This is a genomic window from Pseudomonas sp. FW305-96 (assembly GCF_058783825.1).
In genome coordinates, this window is sequence record NZ_JBYSYW010000002.1 from 140,041 (window position 1) to 154,284 (window position 14,244).

Sequence of the window (14,244 nt, forward strand, 5' to 3'; positions counted from 1 at the left end):
CCTGTGAGATCGAATTCTACGGATTTTCCCTTGCCTGTCAAGCATTTCCTCAAGAAAAACCTTTTTCGTTCAAACCCTTAGCGTGCCAGATCGCGCCGCAGCTCAGTGGCGACGGGGCTTGCAGGCCGATTGTCCGGTCCGGGCTGTCTCGTCCGTTGGCCATACGGTAATATCTGTATGAATTTACAGTAGTGGCTGTCATCCATGTCCTTGCGCAAGATCATCCACATTGATTGTGACTGCTTCTACGCCGCCATCGAGATGCGCGATGACCCACGCCTGGTCGGTCGCCCCATGGCGGTGGGGGGGCAGCCAGGTCAGCGCGGCGTGATCGCCACCTGTAACTACGAGGCGCGCGCCTATGGCGTGCGTTCGGCGATGGCATCGGGGCATGCCATGAAGCTGTGCCCCGACCTGGAGATCGTCAAGCCGCGTTTCGAGGCTTACCGTGAGGCATCCCGCGAGATTCACGCGATCTTCCGGGACTACACCGAGCTGATCGAACCGCTGTCGCTGGACGAGGCTTACCTGGATGTCAGTGACAGCCAATGGTTCGCCGGCAGCGCCACGCGGATTGCCGAGGACATTCGTCGTCGGGTCGCCCAGCAACTGCATATCACGGTGTCCGCAGGCGTGGCGCCGAACAAGTTCCTGGCCAAGATCGCCAGCGATTGGCGCAAGCCCAATGGCTTGTTCGTCATTACCCCGGACCAAGTGGAGGAATTCGTCGCGGCTTTGCCGGTTGCCCGCTTGCATGGCGTGGGCAAGGTGACGGCGGATAAGCTTTCGCGATTGGGGATCGATACTTGCCTGTCATTGCGCGACTGGTCGAGGCTGGCGCTGGTGCGCGAGTTTGGCAGCTTCGGCGAGCGCTTGTGGGGGCTGGCGCGAGGGATCGACGAGCGTGCGGTGCACAACGACAGTCGGCGGCAGTCGGTAAGCGTCGAGAACACCTACGACCAGGACTTGCCCGACCTGAGCAGTTGCCTGGAGAAGCTGCCTGACCTGCTCGCCAGTCTGAATGAGCGGATTGCGCGCATGGATAGCAGCTATCGCCCCGACAAGCCGTTCGTCAAGGTCAAGTTCCATGACTTCAGCCAGACCACGCTGGAGCAGGCGGGGGCGGGGCGAGACCTGGAGAGCTACCGGCAGTTGCTTAGCCAGGCGTTTGCCCGAGGTGGCAAGCCGGTGCGGTTGCTGGGGGTAGGGGTGAGGCTTAGGGATCTGCGTGGGGCGCTTGAGCAGTTGGAGTTGTTTCGGGACTCATAAAGAAGAAGGGGCCGCATAAGCGGCCCCTTTCGTTTTACTGCACGCCCGGATCGGCAACCAGTCGCCCGGTGGCCTTGGTCAGTGCCTGCAGAAACTCCTGCTGCAGCTCCGGGTCGTTGCGTGTCAGTTCGATCAGGCTCTGTTCGAGTTCGCTGGCTTCTTCTTCAAGGCCCAGTTCCGACAGGCGCTTGACCCGATGTACCCACTGGCCGACATCGTCGTCCTCGAGGTCATCGAAAATGAGCTCGTGGGCCTCGAGCAACTTGCCGCGCAAATTGCCGCTGACCAGCAAGCTGGCATCGCCTCGTACCTGGTTTTCCTCATCCACCACCTGCAGGTGCAGGGTGCCGATATGGTTGAGGTTCTGCTCGGAGAACGGGCTGTCGAGCAGGTTCAGGCGCAGTACGCCATGCTTGTCGGTGGTCAGCTCGTGAGTCATCTTGCCAGCCTTGACCTCGACCAGACGCTCGTTCCACGGCAGGCTGATGGACTCTTCGCGCTTGCCTTTCTCGACCTCGTCGATGCCCGCCAGGTTCTGCTGGGCACGGCCGTTGGACGGTACGTTCATGAACGGGTTGACGCCCGCCACGCCGTAGCTCAGCCAGTCGTGGGTGATGCTGTCCGGCAGGTTGCCCAAGGCGAACACATTGGCCACATTGGCGCCGATGCCTGCCACCACGGCCACCGCGCCCAGCGGGATCTCGTAGATCTCCCGCCAGGGTTGGTAGGGGGTGTAGCGGTCGTAGCGGCGGGTCACTTCGAACTCGGTGACCTCGAAACGCTTGAGCTCATGAATGCGCACGCGTCGCTGCGGAAGCTCCATCACCTTCGGCTCGCCGACATCGATCTGCAGACTGTGCTCGAGCAGTTTGCGCTCGACGCGCTCCTCATGGTCGCTGCGCTGGGACATCTGGTTGGCGCAGCCGCCGAGGAACAGGGCGCCGCACAGTGCGGCACCCCCCAGGGTGTAGGTACTTCGCTTGGACATGATCACTCGCGTAACGGGTTATCAGCGGCGGATGCGGGCCTGCAGGAAGGTCAGCACTTCATTGAGCGGCAGTGCCTGGGCCTCCGACTCGGTGCGGTGCTTGTATTCCAGGTTGCCATCGGCCAGGCCGCGGTCGCTGACGACGATGCGGTGGGGGATGCCGATCAGCTCCATGTCGGCGAACTTGATGCCGGGGCTGGTCTTCTTGTCGCGGTCGTCCAGCAGGACTTCGAAACCGGCGGCGGTCAGTTCGGCGTACAGCTTGTCGGTAGCTTCACGGACCACATCGGTTTCGTAGCGCAGCGGCACCAGGGCGATCTGGAACGGGGCCAGGGCATCGTTCCAGATGATGCCCTTGTCGTCGTGGTTCTGCTCGATGGCGGCGGCGACCACGCGGGACACGCCGATACCGTAGCAGCCCATCGACAGGACTACAGGCTTGCCGTTCTCACCCAGCACCTGGCACTTGAGCGCTTCGCTGTACTTGGTGCCGAGCTGGAAGATGTGGCCGACTTCGATGCCGCGCTTGATGACCAGGGTACCCTGGCCGTCCGGGCTCGGGTCGCCCTCGACCACGTTGCGCAGGTCGGCGACCTGCGGAACCGGCAGGTCGCGTTCCCAGTTCACGCCGAAGTAGTGCTTGTCGTCGATGTTGGCACCGATGCCGAAGTCGCTCATCAGGGCGACCGAGCGATCGATGATGCACTCCAGCGGCAGATTCAGCGGGCCGAGGGAGCCTGCGCCGGCACCGATGGCGGCACGCAGTTCGGCGTCGGTGGCCATCACCAGCGGGTCGGCGACCTGCTCCAGCTTGGTGGCCTTGATTTCGTTGAGCTCGTGGTCGCCGCGCACGATCAGCGCGACCAGCTTGCCTTCCTCGGCGCCATGCACGATCAGGGTCTTGACGGTCTTCTCGATCGCCAGGCCGAAGTTTTCCACCAGTTGCGCGATGGTCTTGGCGTCCGGGGTATCGACCAGGCGCAGCTCTTCGGTCGGCGCCGGACGCACGGTTTCGCGCGGAATGGCCTCGGCCTTCTCGATGTTGGCGGCGTAATCGGAGCTGTCGCTGAAGATCACGTCGTCTTCGCCGGAGGAGGCGAGCACGTGGAATTCGTGGGAATAGCTACCACCGATCGAGCCGGTGTCGGCCTGCACTGGACGGAAGTCCAGGCCCAGGCGGGTGAAGATGTTGGAGTACGCCAGGTGCATGCGGTCGTAGGTTTCCTGCAGCGAAGCCTGGTCGGCATGGAAGGAGTAGGCGTCCTTCATGATGAACTCGCGGCCGCGCATCAGGCCGAAGCGCGGGCGGATCTCGTCGCGGAACTTGGTCTGGATCTGGAACATGTTCAGCGGCAGCTGCTTGTAGCTGGACAGCTCGTTGCGCGCCAGGTCGGTGATGACCTCTTCGTGGGTCGGGCCGACGCAGAATTCGCGCTGGTGGCGGTCTTTCAGGCGCAGCAGCTCAGGGCCGTACTGCTCCCAGCGGCCGGATTCCTGCCACAGTTCAGCCGGCTGGATGCTCGGCATCAGCACCTCGAGGGCGCCGGCGGCGGTCATTTCCTCGCGCACCACGGCTTCGACCTTGCGCATCACCCGCAGGCCCATCGGCAGCCAAGTGTACAGGCCGGAGGCCAGCTTGCGGATCATGCCGGCACGCAGCATGAGCTGGTGGCTGATGACCACTGCATCGGCCGGGGTTTCTTTCTGGGTGGCGAGCAAATATTGACTGGTGCGCATGGTGAGCCGTGTCGATTGCCTGAATGTGAAATGACCCCGCATTGTACGGGGGCGAAACGAAAGCGTACAGAATGCAGCACTGGCGCGGTTCTGTCAGCCAAGAAAAAGCCCGGCGATCGCCGGGCTTCTTCATCTTTGGGCGTCGCAAACCTGGGTTTACAGGATGCTCAGCGGGTACTCGACGATCAGGCGCAGTTCGTCGATGGAGTTGGAGCCGTAGTACACGCCGTCCGCGGAGCGGTAGGTAGCTTGACGCACGCGCAGGCTCAGGTCCTTGGCCGGGCCGCTTTGCAGGACGTACTTAACGTCGATGTCGCGTTCCCATTCCTTGCCGTTGTCGGTGGTGCGGGTGGTGGCACCGGTACCACGAGCGTAACGGGTCATGAAGGTCAGACCTGGGATGCCATACTCGGCGAAGTTCAGGTCGTAACGGGCCTGCCAGGATTTCTCGTCTTCGGCGTTGAAGTCGGAACGGGCGATGGAGTTGGCCAGGAACACGGTGCCGCCACCGTCGACGCCATAGGCGTAGTCACCGTCGCCGCTGACTTTCTGGTAGGCCAGGGTGAAGGTGTGGGCGCCGATGTTGTAAGCGGCCGAGAGGCTGGCGGCGATGTTGTCGAGCTCGTTGGTGCCATCCGATTTCGTCACGAAGGCGCCGGTGCGGTTTTCACCAATGGACTTGGTGTCATAGATGTTGAAGTCGAACACCAGGCCTTGCTTGTCGCTGATCGGCAATGCCCAGTTGACGTTGCCGTACCACTTGCGGAAGTGATCCTCGACGCGCGAATAGTAGAGGGTGGTACTCAGGCTGTCGGTAATCGCGTAGGTGCCACCGAAGACGTTTGCTTCGGTCAGGCCCGGGCGCTTCTCGCGCGCATCGTTGAGGCCGCCGATGCTGTCCTTGTAGCTTGCCGCCTGAGCATCGAGACGGGTGAAGTGACCGGCGTTCAGCTCCAGGCCCTTGATTTCCTTGCTGGTCAGCAGGAAACCTTCGGCAACTTCAGGCAGCAGGCGGCTGTCGTCGGTGGCAAAGACCGGCATGGCGGTGTATTGGCCGCCGTATTTCAGGACAGTGTCGGAAATACGGAATTTGACCGCGCCGTAACCCTTGGAGTAATCGTCTTGCGAACGGCCGTCAGAGCCGGTGGGGAACAGGCCGGTGCCGGCACGGCCCTTGCCGCTGTCGACCTTGACGCCCAACAGGCCGATAGCGTCGACGCCGACGCCGACGGTGCCTTGGGTAAAGCCGGATTCGAAGGTGCCGTGGAAGCCCAGGCCTGTTTCTTCTACGCGGCTCTGGTCGCCGGCGGGGGCATTACGGAAGTCACGGCTGAAATACAGCATCCGGGTCTTGACGCTGAGCTTGCTGTCTTCGACGAAGCCCTTGGATTCATCCTGCGAAGAGGCGACAGCCATCTGCGAAGTCCCTGCCGCTACGGCCAGGGCGATCATGCTCCACTTCATCACGCGCATCGTGATTTGCTCCTTTGGTTTTTAGGAAGAGTACCGCCGCACCCAAGTGTTTTAGTTATAGGGCCGGCTCTTTCTTGTTATGTCGGCGAAAATGTATATCACGCGGACTATTCTTGGCGATATGGGTAGAAACAACCTTTCGGTAACTTTATGGCCATGTCGCTGTCAGTTGTCTCCATGTCGCAAATCACGCCCGTTTTATAGAGGCGTACAACGCCAGCGCTGTCTCGAAACCGTCATGTTTGTATAAATACAAAGTACGGCTTGTAAAACTCCCTGGTTTATCCGATGCCGCTGTTGTTATTTGTCGCATTCACCCTGCAATGCAGGGAGTGTGCCGACTTGGCGAGTAACGAATGCAACAAGCATGCTCAAAATCACGAACCTTTGATGAAATTTTCACAAAGGCCCTGCCGACCGCCACAAAACCGCCGAAAACACGGGGTGCGACCGGTTTGGCGGCGGTTCACGGTGAACTCTTGCGTGTGCGCGTGAAGCTGCCTTCCAAGTCAAGGTGTTACCGACGATTGTTTATCCTGGCTGTTTTATGTGACGGATGTGTGGTGGAGGTCTGACGAGCGGCATCATTTTGGTGCGAAAAGTAGCGCTGTGTTACCGAAGCGGGGCGTCGATGTTGTCATTCGCGTGCTACAAATGGCTCGAATCGACGTCGCCGGGTGTGGCAAATGCCGAAGCAGAGTATCCTTGCGCCCCTGTGCCCGGCCGGTTGGAAGGGCTGTATCGCTAGTAAGGAGGTTTGCCGTGTTCACCCTCGATTCGCGTCTGCAGGAGGATTCCCTGGTACTGGGCGACCTGCCACTGTGCCGCCTGCTGCTGAGCAAGGATGCCAACTACCCGTGGTTCATCCTGGTGCCGCGTCGCGCCGATATCACTGAAGTGTTCGAGCTCGAGGAAGCGGACCAGCAGCAGTTGTGGGTCGAGACGAGCGCCCTGGCCGAGGCGTTGAAGGATGCCTTTGCCGCCGACAAGATGAACGTCGCGGCCCTGGGCAATGTGGTCAGCCAGCTGCACATGCATGTGATCGTGCGTCAGCGTGGTGATGCCGCCTGGCCCGCCCCGGTCTGGGGCAAGGTGGCGGCCATCGGCTACACCCAGGAGCAGCTCGATGGTATTCGCCAGCAAGTGCGTGCGCTGCTGGGTGAGAGCTTCAAGGAGGCTTGAGGATGTCGCAGGAACTGGAAATGCGCATGATCGAGCTGGAGACCCGCCAGGCGTTTCAGGATGACAGCTTGCAAGCGCTAAATGATGTGATTGTCGAGCAGAGTCGAGTGATCGAACGCCTGCAATTGCAGATGGCGGAGCTGATCAAACGCTACGAAGAGGTGGCCGGCCAGCAGGGCGGCGGGGAAGAGGAAGCGCCGCCGCCTCACTATTGAGCACGGCGGCGGCAAAGGGTCAGCGGCGCGCGACGGCGACCACGTCTTCAGCCTGCAGGCCTTTGTCGCGGTGCATCACCGAGAACTCCACGCGCTGGCCTTCGACCAGCACCCGGTGGCCTTCGCCGCGGATGGCGCGAAAGTGCACGAAGATATCGTCACCGGAGTCGCGGGAGATGAATCCGAAGCCCTTGGAGGTGTTGAACCACTTCACGGTACCGGTATCGCGCTGGCCGGCCTCCGTGGGATTGCCCTGGCTGGCGCGGGCCTTTCGCGTGCCGCGAACGAAGCCTGCCACCAGGTGCAGCACGCTGGCGAGGAAGGCGCAGGCCAGTGCTGGCAGGTTGCCAAGCTCCGGGCGGGCCAGCAGGGTGAGGGTCTGCAGGACCACGGCCACGACCAGCAGGATACTGGTGGCGTGTTGCAGCTGTTGGCGCATGCCTTTGTAGTACTGCGGCAGTACGGGGGCAATCACCAGGTTGAGCAGGCCGAGCAGCGCCAGGTAGACAGCCTCGGGTTGCTGCAGGAAGGGTGTTGCGTCAGTTTTCAAGGTGGGTATGAGCGATAGCAGCAAAGCCGCCACGCCCGTCACCAGATGGACGATCTTGAACATTGGGTTTGGCTCACGTTGATAAGGCCGATCACAGGATGAGCTGGTCGCACGGTGCGCGTGAACTGTAGGCGCGAAAACGTGACGGGCCAGCCTATGCACCCGGCACTGACAATCCGCACGGGTGGCACACTGCCTATTTAACAGCAAAGACGGGGGCTTCTCAAACCGATTGGCGCCGACGGCTGTCCATGCAGCCTTGTGCCGCATGCGCCGGCGGGCAACTCTTGTTAGAGTGGTTGCTGCCCGCTTGATGATCAAGCCTTATGGAAAGGGGAGCTTCATGGCAATCGATATCGGTATCAGTGAAGAAGATCGCAAGTCCATCGTCGATGGGTTGTCCCGCCTGTTGTCGGATACCTATGTGCTGTATCTGAAAACCCATAACTTCCATTGGAACGTCACCGGTCCGTCGTTCCGCACCCTGCACCTGATGTTCGAGGAGCAATACAACGAACTGGCCCTGGCGGTCGACTCGATTGCCGAGCGCATCCGTGCCCTGGGCTTCCCGGCGCCGGGTTCCTATGCCTTTTATGCCCGCCACTCCTCGATCAAGGAAGAGGAGGGCGTGCCGCCTGCCGAAGAGATGATTCGCCAGCTGGTTCAGGGGCAGGAAGCCGTTGTGCGCACCGCTCGCAGCATCTTCCCGGTGGTGGACAAGGTCAGCGACGAGCCGACTGCCGACTTGCTGACCCAACGCATGCAGGTGCACGAAAAAACAGCATGGATGCTGCGCGTCTTGCTCGACGGGAACTGATTGCCGCTTGACCGTCGTTTGATCCAGCCAAGCCAGGCCCGATGCCTTCCCCGGTGTCGGGCCTGCACGTTTGCGGGGAAGGCTTTGCCGCTGCTATCGGCATGACCGGGTGGCGCTTCATGAAACACATGGATCCGTTCGCAGGGCGGGCGGGGTGTGGTTTCGAGATGATGGAGCGGTGCGGTGGACAATCCGATGTGTGGTATCGACGGCAATGCGAGGCACAGGCAGGGCGCGGGCAGCCCGCGGATCGATCCTTTCAGGCGGGACTTCGACATGGCGCAGGCGGGGCCTGTATCACGCTCGGTACGGCTCAACGGTTTCGCCACCTGCCTGCGTCTGGAGGTAGTTTATTGGCGCATCCTGGAGCGCATCGCCCAGGCCAACCGCTGCTCGGTGAGCGCGGTGCTGTCCTATGTGGACCGCGAGGTGCACCTGCGCCATGGCGGGGTGAGGAATTTCAGCGGGCTGGTCCGGGTGATCTGCGTCACCTGGTTGCAGGAAGCGCGGGACGTACACTGATCGCCGGGCTGCACAGCACTCCTTAACCATATATAATCCCGCTTTTTGCTGCCTTGGGCAGCGTGCGATGTGGTTGACGAGAGACGCCATGCCCCTTTACGACTATCAATGTGCATCCTGCGAACACCGCATGGAGGTGTTGCAGAAGATCAGTGCCGCGCCGCTGACCGATTGCCCGGCATGCCAGGCGCCGGCATTGAAGAAGCAGCTGTCGGTCCCCGGCTTCCGCCTGAGCGGCAACGGCTGGTACGAGACCGACTTCAAGACCGGGGCGAAAAAGAATCTGGCAGGCGGCGACAAGGCCGACTGAGTTGAATTGCACCGACCAGGTCTTGCAGTATTAGCCCCTTGGGCGGCCAAGACCTCCACCGAACATACGAATCACGAGAAGCGAAACCACGACCATGATGCGCAGCCATTATTGCGGCCAACTGAACGAGTCCCTGGACGGCCAGGAAGTCACCCTTTGCGGCTGGGTCCATCGTCGCCGCGACCACGGCGGGGTGATTTTCCTCGACATCCGTGACCGCGAAGGCATGGCCCAGGTGGTGTTCGATCCGGATCGCGCCGAAACCTTCGCCGCCGCCGACCGTGTGCGCAGCGAATACGTCGTGCAGATCACCGGCAAGGTACGCAAGCGTCCGGATGGCGCAGTGAACGCCAACATGGCCTCCGGCGCCATCGAGATCCTCGGTTACCAGCTGACCGTGCTCAACGAGGCCGAAACGCCGCCGTTCCCGCTGAACGAATACTCCGACGTGGGCGAGGAAACCCGCCTGCGCTACCGCTTCATCGATCTGCGTCGCCCGGAGATGGCCGACAAGCTGCGCCTGCGTTCGCGCATCACCAGCAGCATCCGTCGCTTCCTCGACGAGAACGGTTTCCTCGACGTCGAGACGCCGATTCTCACCCGTGCCACGCCGGAAGGTGCCCGTGACTACCTGGTACCGAGCCGTACCCACGCTGGCAGCTTCTTTGCCTTGCCGCAGTCGCCACAGCTGTTCAAGCAGTTGCTGATGGTCGCTGGCTTCGACCGCTACTACCAGATCGCCAAGTGCTTCCGCGACGAAGACCTGCGTGCCGACCGCCAGCCGGAATTCACCCAGATCGACATCGAGACCAGCTTCCTCGACGAGTCCGAGATCATGGGCCTCACCGAGAGCATGATCCGCAAGCTGTTCAAGGAAGTCCTGGACCTGGAGTTCGGTGACTTCCCGCACATGACCTACGAAGAGGCCATGCGCCGCTACGGCTCCGACAAGCCGGACCTGCGTATCCCGCTGGAACTGATCGACGTTGCCGACCAGCTCAAGGATGTCGACTTCAAGGTCTTCGCCGGCCCCGCCAACGATCCGAAGTGCCGCGTCACTGCCCTGCGTCTGCCGGGCGGCGCCAGCATGCCGCGCAGCAAGATCGACGAGTACACCAAGTTCGTCGGCATCTACGGTGCCAAGGGCCTGGCCTACATCAAGGTCAACGAGCGCGCCAAGGGTGTCGAGGGGCTGCAGTCGCCGATCGTCAAGAACATCCCCGAGGCCAACCTCAACACCATCCTCGACCGCGTTGGCGCGGTCGATGGCGACATCGTGTTCTTCGGCGCCGACAAGGCCAAGATCGTCAGCGAAGCCCTGGGCGCGCTGCGTATCCGCCTGGGTCATGACTTCGAGCTGCTGACCTGCCAGTGGGCACCGATGTGGGTCGTCGACTTCCCGATGTTCGAAGAGAACGAAGACGGCAGCTTCACCGCGCTGCACCACCCGTTCACCGCGCCGAAGTGCACCCCCGAGGAGCTGGAGGCCAATCCGGCCACCGCGCTGTCGCGTGCCTACGACATGGTGCTCAACGGCACCGAGCTGGGTGGCGGTTCGATCCGTATCCACCGCAAGGAAATGCAACAGGCGGTGTTCCGCCTGCTGGGTATCGAGGCGGCGGAGCAGGAAGAGAAGTTCGGCTTCCTGCTCGACGCCCTGAAGTTCGGCGCACCGCCTCACGGTGGCCTGGCCTTCGGCCTGGACCGCCTGGTCATGCTGATGACCGGCGCGCAGTCGATCCGTGAAGTGATCGCCTTCCCGAAAACCCAGAGCGCCGCGTGCGTCATGACCCAGGCCCCGGGCATGGTCGACGCCAAGGCCTTGCGTGAGCTGCACATCCGTCTGCGCGAGCAGACCAAGGTCGAGTGATCGATCGGGGCGCCCCGGTAACGGGGTGCCCCCGCGCTTGAGGCGCAGGATTCTTCACGTTCCGCCCTTCGGGGCGGAACCTGTTTCTGTTTCAAGGATTTGGAGTCGTTATGGCCGGTCATTCCAAGTGGGCGAACATCAAGCACCGCAAAGAACGCCAGGATGCCAAGAGAGGCAAGATCTTCACCAAGTGGATCCGCGAACTGACCGTCGCTGCCAAGCAAGGTGGTGGTGATCCGGCGTCCAACCCGCGCCTGCGCCTGGCGCTGGACAAGGCCCTGGGTGCCAACATGAGCCGCGACATCATCGATCGCGCCGTGGCCCGCGGTGCCGGCACCAACGAAAGCGACAACGTCGAAGAGCTCAGCTACGAGGGTTACGGCCCGGGCGGCGTGGCGATCATGGTCGAAGCCATGACCGACAACCGTAACCGTACTGCCGCGGCCGTGCGGCATGCCTTCACCAAGTGCGGCGGCAACCTCGGTACCGACGGTTCGGTGGCCTACCTGTTCGAGCGCAAGGGGCAGATCAGCTTCGCCGCCGAGCTGAACGTGGACGAGGATGCGCTGATGGAAGCCGCGATGGAGGCCGATGCCGACGATGTGGTGGTCAACGACGACGGCTCCTTTGACGTGTTTACCTCGTTCAACAGCTTCTATGCCGTGCGCAATGCCCTGGAAGAGGCCGGCTTCAAGGCGTCTGACGCCGAGATCGTGATGCAGCCGACCACCAGCGCCGAGCTGGACCAGGACGGTGCGGAGAAGGTGCTCAAGCTGATCGACATGCTCGAGGACCTGGATGACGTGCAGAACGTCTACTCCAACGCACAGATCTCCGATGAGATCATGGAAACGCTGGGCTGATCGTTTCGGCTATCGGCTGTAGCGCGGGGCAAGCCCGCTCCCACAAGGCCTGCGCCAGATTGCGGTGTAGCCTTTGTGGGAGCGGGCTTGTCCCGCGATAAGGCCGGCAAATTCGCACACCTTTGTAGGCGCTATGACTCTCATTCTTGGTATCGACCCCGGCTCGCGCATCACCGGTTTTGGCGTGGTCCGCCAGACTGCCCGTGGCTGCGAGTACGTGGCGTCGGGCTGTATACGCACTGGCGGCGGTGAGCTGCACGAGCGTCTGCAGATCGTCTTTCGCGGTGTCAGCGAGATCATCCGCCAACATGAGCCGGTGACCATGGGCATCGAGCGGGTGTTCATGGCGCGCAACGCCGATTCGGCGCTCAAGCTTGGCCAGGCCCGGGGGGCGGCCATCGTCGCCGCCGCCGAGGCCGGCCTGGAGATCGCCGAATACACCGCCAGCCAGGTCAAGCAGGCCGTGGCCGGTACCGGCGGCGCCAACAAGGAGCAGGTGATGATGATGGTCATGCACCTGCTCAAGCTGACCCAGAAACCGCAGATCGATGCCTCCGACGCCCTGGCCATCGCCCTGTGCCATGCCCATACCCGCTCCAGCCTCATCCCCCACGGGTTGGCGACGGCTCGGCGTCGTGGCGGACGCTTGCGTCTGTAACCGCTTCATGCGGTGATACACATTTTGTCCGGGTGAAGCACTTTCCCGGCGCATTTGCTGATAGGGTGGACCGGTTTTCGACCGGCACCCCAGAGGAAGGATCGGAACGTGATTGGACGTTTGCGTGGCACCCTGGCGGAAAAACAGCCGCCGCACCTGATTGTCGACATCAACGGCCTGGGCTATGAGCTCGAAGTGCCGATGACCACGCTGTACCGTCTGCCCAAGCTGGGCGAGACCGTCACCCTGCACACCCATCTGGTGGTGCGTGAAGACGCCCATCTGTTGTACGGCTTCTTCGAAAAGCGCGAACGCGAGCTGTTCCGCGAGCTGATCCGCCTCAATGGCGTTGGCCCGAAACTGGCGCTGGCGCTGATGTCGGGGCTCGAGGCCGACGAACTGGTGCGCTGCGTCCAGGCCCAGGATGCCTCGGCGTTGGTGCGCGTGCCCGGTGTTGGCAAGAAGACCGCCGAGCGCCTGCTGGTCGAGCTCAAGGATCGCTTCAAGGCCTGGGAAACCTCGCCCGCCATGTTCACCCTGGTGTCCGATGGCCCGGTGCCGGTGGCCAGTGCCTCCAATGCCGAGGCCGACGCGGTCAGCGCCCTGGTGTCGCTGGGCTACAAGCCGCAAGAGGCCAGCAAGGCGATTGCCGCCATCGAGGGCAAGGCCAACCTCAGCAGTGAGGAACTGATCCGTCGCAGCCTCAAAGGGATGATTACCAAGTGATCGAGACCGACCGCCTGATCGCCGCCTCCGGACGCGACCGCGAAGAGGTCCAGGATCGTGCGATCCGCCCGCTGAGTCTGGAGGAATACATCGGCCAGCCGGTGGTGCGCGAGCAGATGTCGCTGTTCATCCAGGCCGCGCGCGGGCGCAGCGAGTCACTCGACCACACCCTGATCTTTGGTCCGCCGGGCTTGGGCAAGACCACGTTGGCCAACATCATCGCCCACGAGATGGGCGTGTCGGTGAAGAGCACCTCCGGCCCGATTCTCGAGCGGCCCGGCGATCTGGCGGCGATGCTGACCAATCTCGAGCCGCACGACGTGCTGTTCATCGACGAGATCCACCGCTTGTCGCCGGTGGTCGAGGAAGTGCTCTATCCGGCGATGGAAGATTTTCAGCTGGACATCATGATCGGCGAGGGCCCGGCCGCGCGCTCGATCAAGCTCGACCTGCCGCCGTTCACCCTGGTCGGCGCCACCACGCGTGCCGGCATGCTGACCAACCCGCTGCGTGATCGCTTCGGTATCGTCCAGCGCCTGGAGTTCTACAGCGACAGGGACCTGGCGACCATCGTCAGCCGTTCGGCCGGCATCCTTGGCTTGCCCATGGACGACAAGGGCGCATTCGAGATCGCCCGCCGGGCTCGTGGCACGCCACGGATCGCCAATCGCCTGCTGCGGCGGGTGCGCGACTTTGCCGAAGTGCGCGGCAAGGGTGAGATCACCAAGGCGGTCGCGGACATGGCGCTGAACCTGCTGGATGTCGACGAGCGTGGCTTCGATCACTCCGACCGGCGTCTGCTGCTGACCATGATCGAGAAGTTCGACGGTGGCCCGGTGGGGCTCGACAATATTGCCGCGGCGATCGGCGAGGAGCGCCACACCATCGAGGACGTGCTCGAGCCCTATCTCATCCAGCAGGGCTATATCATGCGTACCCCCCGTGGGCGCGTGGTCACCCGGCACGCCTACCTGCATTTCGGCCTGAACATTCCCGGGCGTTTCTGCGAGGGTGGGGAATATGCGGCGCAAGACGACGAATGACAGATCGAATCGGCATTTTCG

15 protein-coding genes are annotated in these 14,244 nt (G+C 62.4%); 11 read left to right on the forward strand and 4 right to left on the reverse strand.

The window, feature by feature from the left end:
- Positions 1 to 210: 210 nt before the first annotated feature.
- Positions 211 to 1,269: a DNA polymerase IV gene (gene dinB / locus AC3WL2_RS02075; RefSeq protein ID WP_173862404.1), complete on the forward strand. Its 1,059-nt coding sequence runs from the start codon at positions 211 to 213 to the stop codon at positions 1,267 to 1,269.
- Positions 1,270 to 1,303: 34 nt separating this feature from the next.
- Here the strand turns inward: dinB and AC3WL2_RS02080 are convergent, their stop codons facing one another.
- From AC3WL2_RS02080 to AC3WL2_RS02090, 3 genes are all read right to left on the reverse strand, one after another.
- Entirely contained in the window at positions 1,304 to 2,257 is a 954-nt protein-coding gene (locus AC3WL2_RS02080; RefSeq protein WP_102681673.1) for a hypothetical protein, read from the reverse strand.
- A gap of 21 nt (positions 2,258 to 2,278) precedes the next feature.
- A complete protein-coding gene (locus AC3WL2_RS02085) occupies positions 2,279 to 3,994 on the reverse strand; it encodes a proline--tRNA ligase (RefSeq protein ID WP_046856771.1) in 1,716 nt (571 codons plus the stop codon).
- Positions 3,995 to 4,150: 156 nt separating this feature from the next.
- Positions 4,151 to 5,467 (reverse strand): OprD family porin, encoded by a 1,317-nt coding sequence (locus AC3WL2_RS02090; protein WP_102681674.1) that lies wholly within the window; start codon positions 5,465 to 5,467, stop codon positions 4,151 to 4,153.
- Between the two features lie 762 nt (positions 5,468 to 6,229).
- On the opposite strand from AC3WL2_RS02090, the gene AC3WL2_RS02095 reads away from it, so the two are divergent.
- Both AC3WL2_RS02095 and AC3WL2_RS02100 read left to right on the forward strand, forming a co-directional pair.
- Positions 6,230 to 6,649 carry an HIT family protein gene (locus AC3WL2_RS02095; RefSeq protein WP_102681675.1) on the forward strand — a complete coding sequence of 140 codons (420 nt, stop codon included), beginning with the start codon at positions 6,230 to 6,232 and terminating at the stop codon, positions 6,647 to 6,649.
- Positions 6,650 to 6,651: 2 nt separating this feature from the next.
- Positions 6,652 to 6,864 (forward strand): SlyX family protein, encoded by a 213-nt coding sequence (locus tag AC3WL2_RS02100; RefSeq protein ID WP_250888398.1) that lies wholly within the window; start codon positions 6,652 to 6,654, stop codon positions 6,862 to 6,864.
- 19 nt (positions 6,865 to 6,883) lie between these two features.
- Here AC3WL2_RS02100 and AC3WL2_RS02105 read toward each other — a convergent pair whose 3' ends face one another.
- On the reverse strand, positions 6,884 to 7,477 hold the full coding sequence (locus AC3WL2_RS02105) for a cold-shock protein (RefSeq protein ID WP_023628702.1): 594 nt from the start codon (positions 7,475 to 7,477) through the stop codon (positions 6,884 to 6,886).
- A 280-nt stretch (positions 7,478 to 7,757) separates the two neighbouring features.
- Here AC3WL2_RS02105 and AC3WL2_RS02110 point away from each other — a divergent pair, with 280 nt between their 5' ends.
- The 8 genes from AC3WL2_RS02110 (at position 7,758) to ruvB (ending at position 14,223) form a co-directional block, all read left to right on the forward strand.
- Positions 7,758 to 8,231 carry a Dps family protein gene (locus AC3WL2_RS02110; RefSeq protein WP_028690591.1) on the forward strand — a complete coding sequence of 158 codons (474 nt, stop codon included), beginning with the start codon at positions 7,758 to 7,760 and terminating at the stop codon, positions 8,229 to 8,231.
- A gap of 195 nt (positions 8,232 to 8,426) precedes the next feature.
- Positions 8,427 to 8,753 carry a ribbon-helix-helix domain-containing protein gene (locus AC3WL2_RS02115; protein WP_102681730.1) on the forward strand — a complete coding sequence of 109 codons (327 nt, stop codon included), beginning with the start codon at positions 8,427 to 8,429 and terminating at the stop codon, positions 8,751 to 8,753.
- 88 nt (positions 8,754 to 8,841) lie between these two features.
- The gene (locus AC3WL2_RS02120; RefSeq protein WP_046856766.1) at positions 8,842 to 9,063 is read left to right on the forward strand and encodes an FmdB family zinc ribbon protein; all 222 of its coding nucleotides are present in this window, start codon (positions 8,842 to 8,844) and stop codon (positions 9,061 to 9,063) included.
- Between the two features lie 94 nt (positions 9,064 to 9,157).
- Positions 9,158 to 10,933 carry an aspartate--tRNA ligase gene (gene aspS, locus AC3WL2_RS02125; RefSeq protein ID WP_046856765.1) on the forward strand — a complete coding sequence of 592 codons (1,776 nt, stop codon included), beginning with the start codon at positions 9,158 to 9,160 and terminating at the stop codon, positions 10,931 to 10,933.
- A 110-nt stretch (positions 10,934 to 11,043) separates the two neighbouring features.
- Complete coding sequence (locus tag AC3WL2_RS02130; RefSeq protein WP_023628700.1) at positions 11,044 to 11,796, forward strand: YebC/PmpR family DNA-binding transcriptional regulator; 753 nt, start codon at positions 11,044 to 11,046, stop codon at positions 11,794 to 11,796.
- A 133-nt stretch (positions 11,797 to 11,929) separates the two neighbouring features.
- The gene (gene ruvC, locus AC3WL2_RS02135) at positions 11,930 to 12,454 is read left to right on the forward strand and encodes a crossover junction endodeoxyribonuclease RuvC (RefSeq protein WP_023628699.1); all 525 of its coding nucleotides are present in this window, start codon (positions 11,930 to 11,932) and stop codon (positions 12,452 to 12,454) included.
- Between the two features lie 108 nt (positions 12,455 to 12,562).
- Positions 12,563 to 13,180: a Holliday junction branch migration protein RuvA gene (ruvA, locus tag AC3WL2_RS02140; protein WP_102681676.1), complete on the forward strand. Its 618-nt coding sequence runs from the start codon at positions 12,563 to 12,565 to the stop codon at positions 13,178 to 13,180.
- Positions 13,177 to 14,223, forward strand: a complete 1,047-nt coding sequence (ruvB, locus tag AC3WL2_RS02145; protein WP_102681677.1) for a Holliday junction branch migration DNA helicase RuvB — start codon at positions 13,177 to 13,179, stop codon at positions 14,221 to 14,223. Before ruvA ends, ruvB begins: the two co-directional genes overlap by 4 nt.
- Positions 14,224 to 14,244 lie beyond the last annotated feature (21 nt).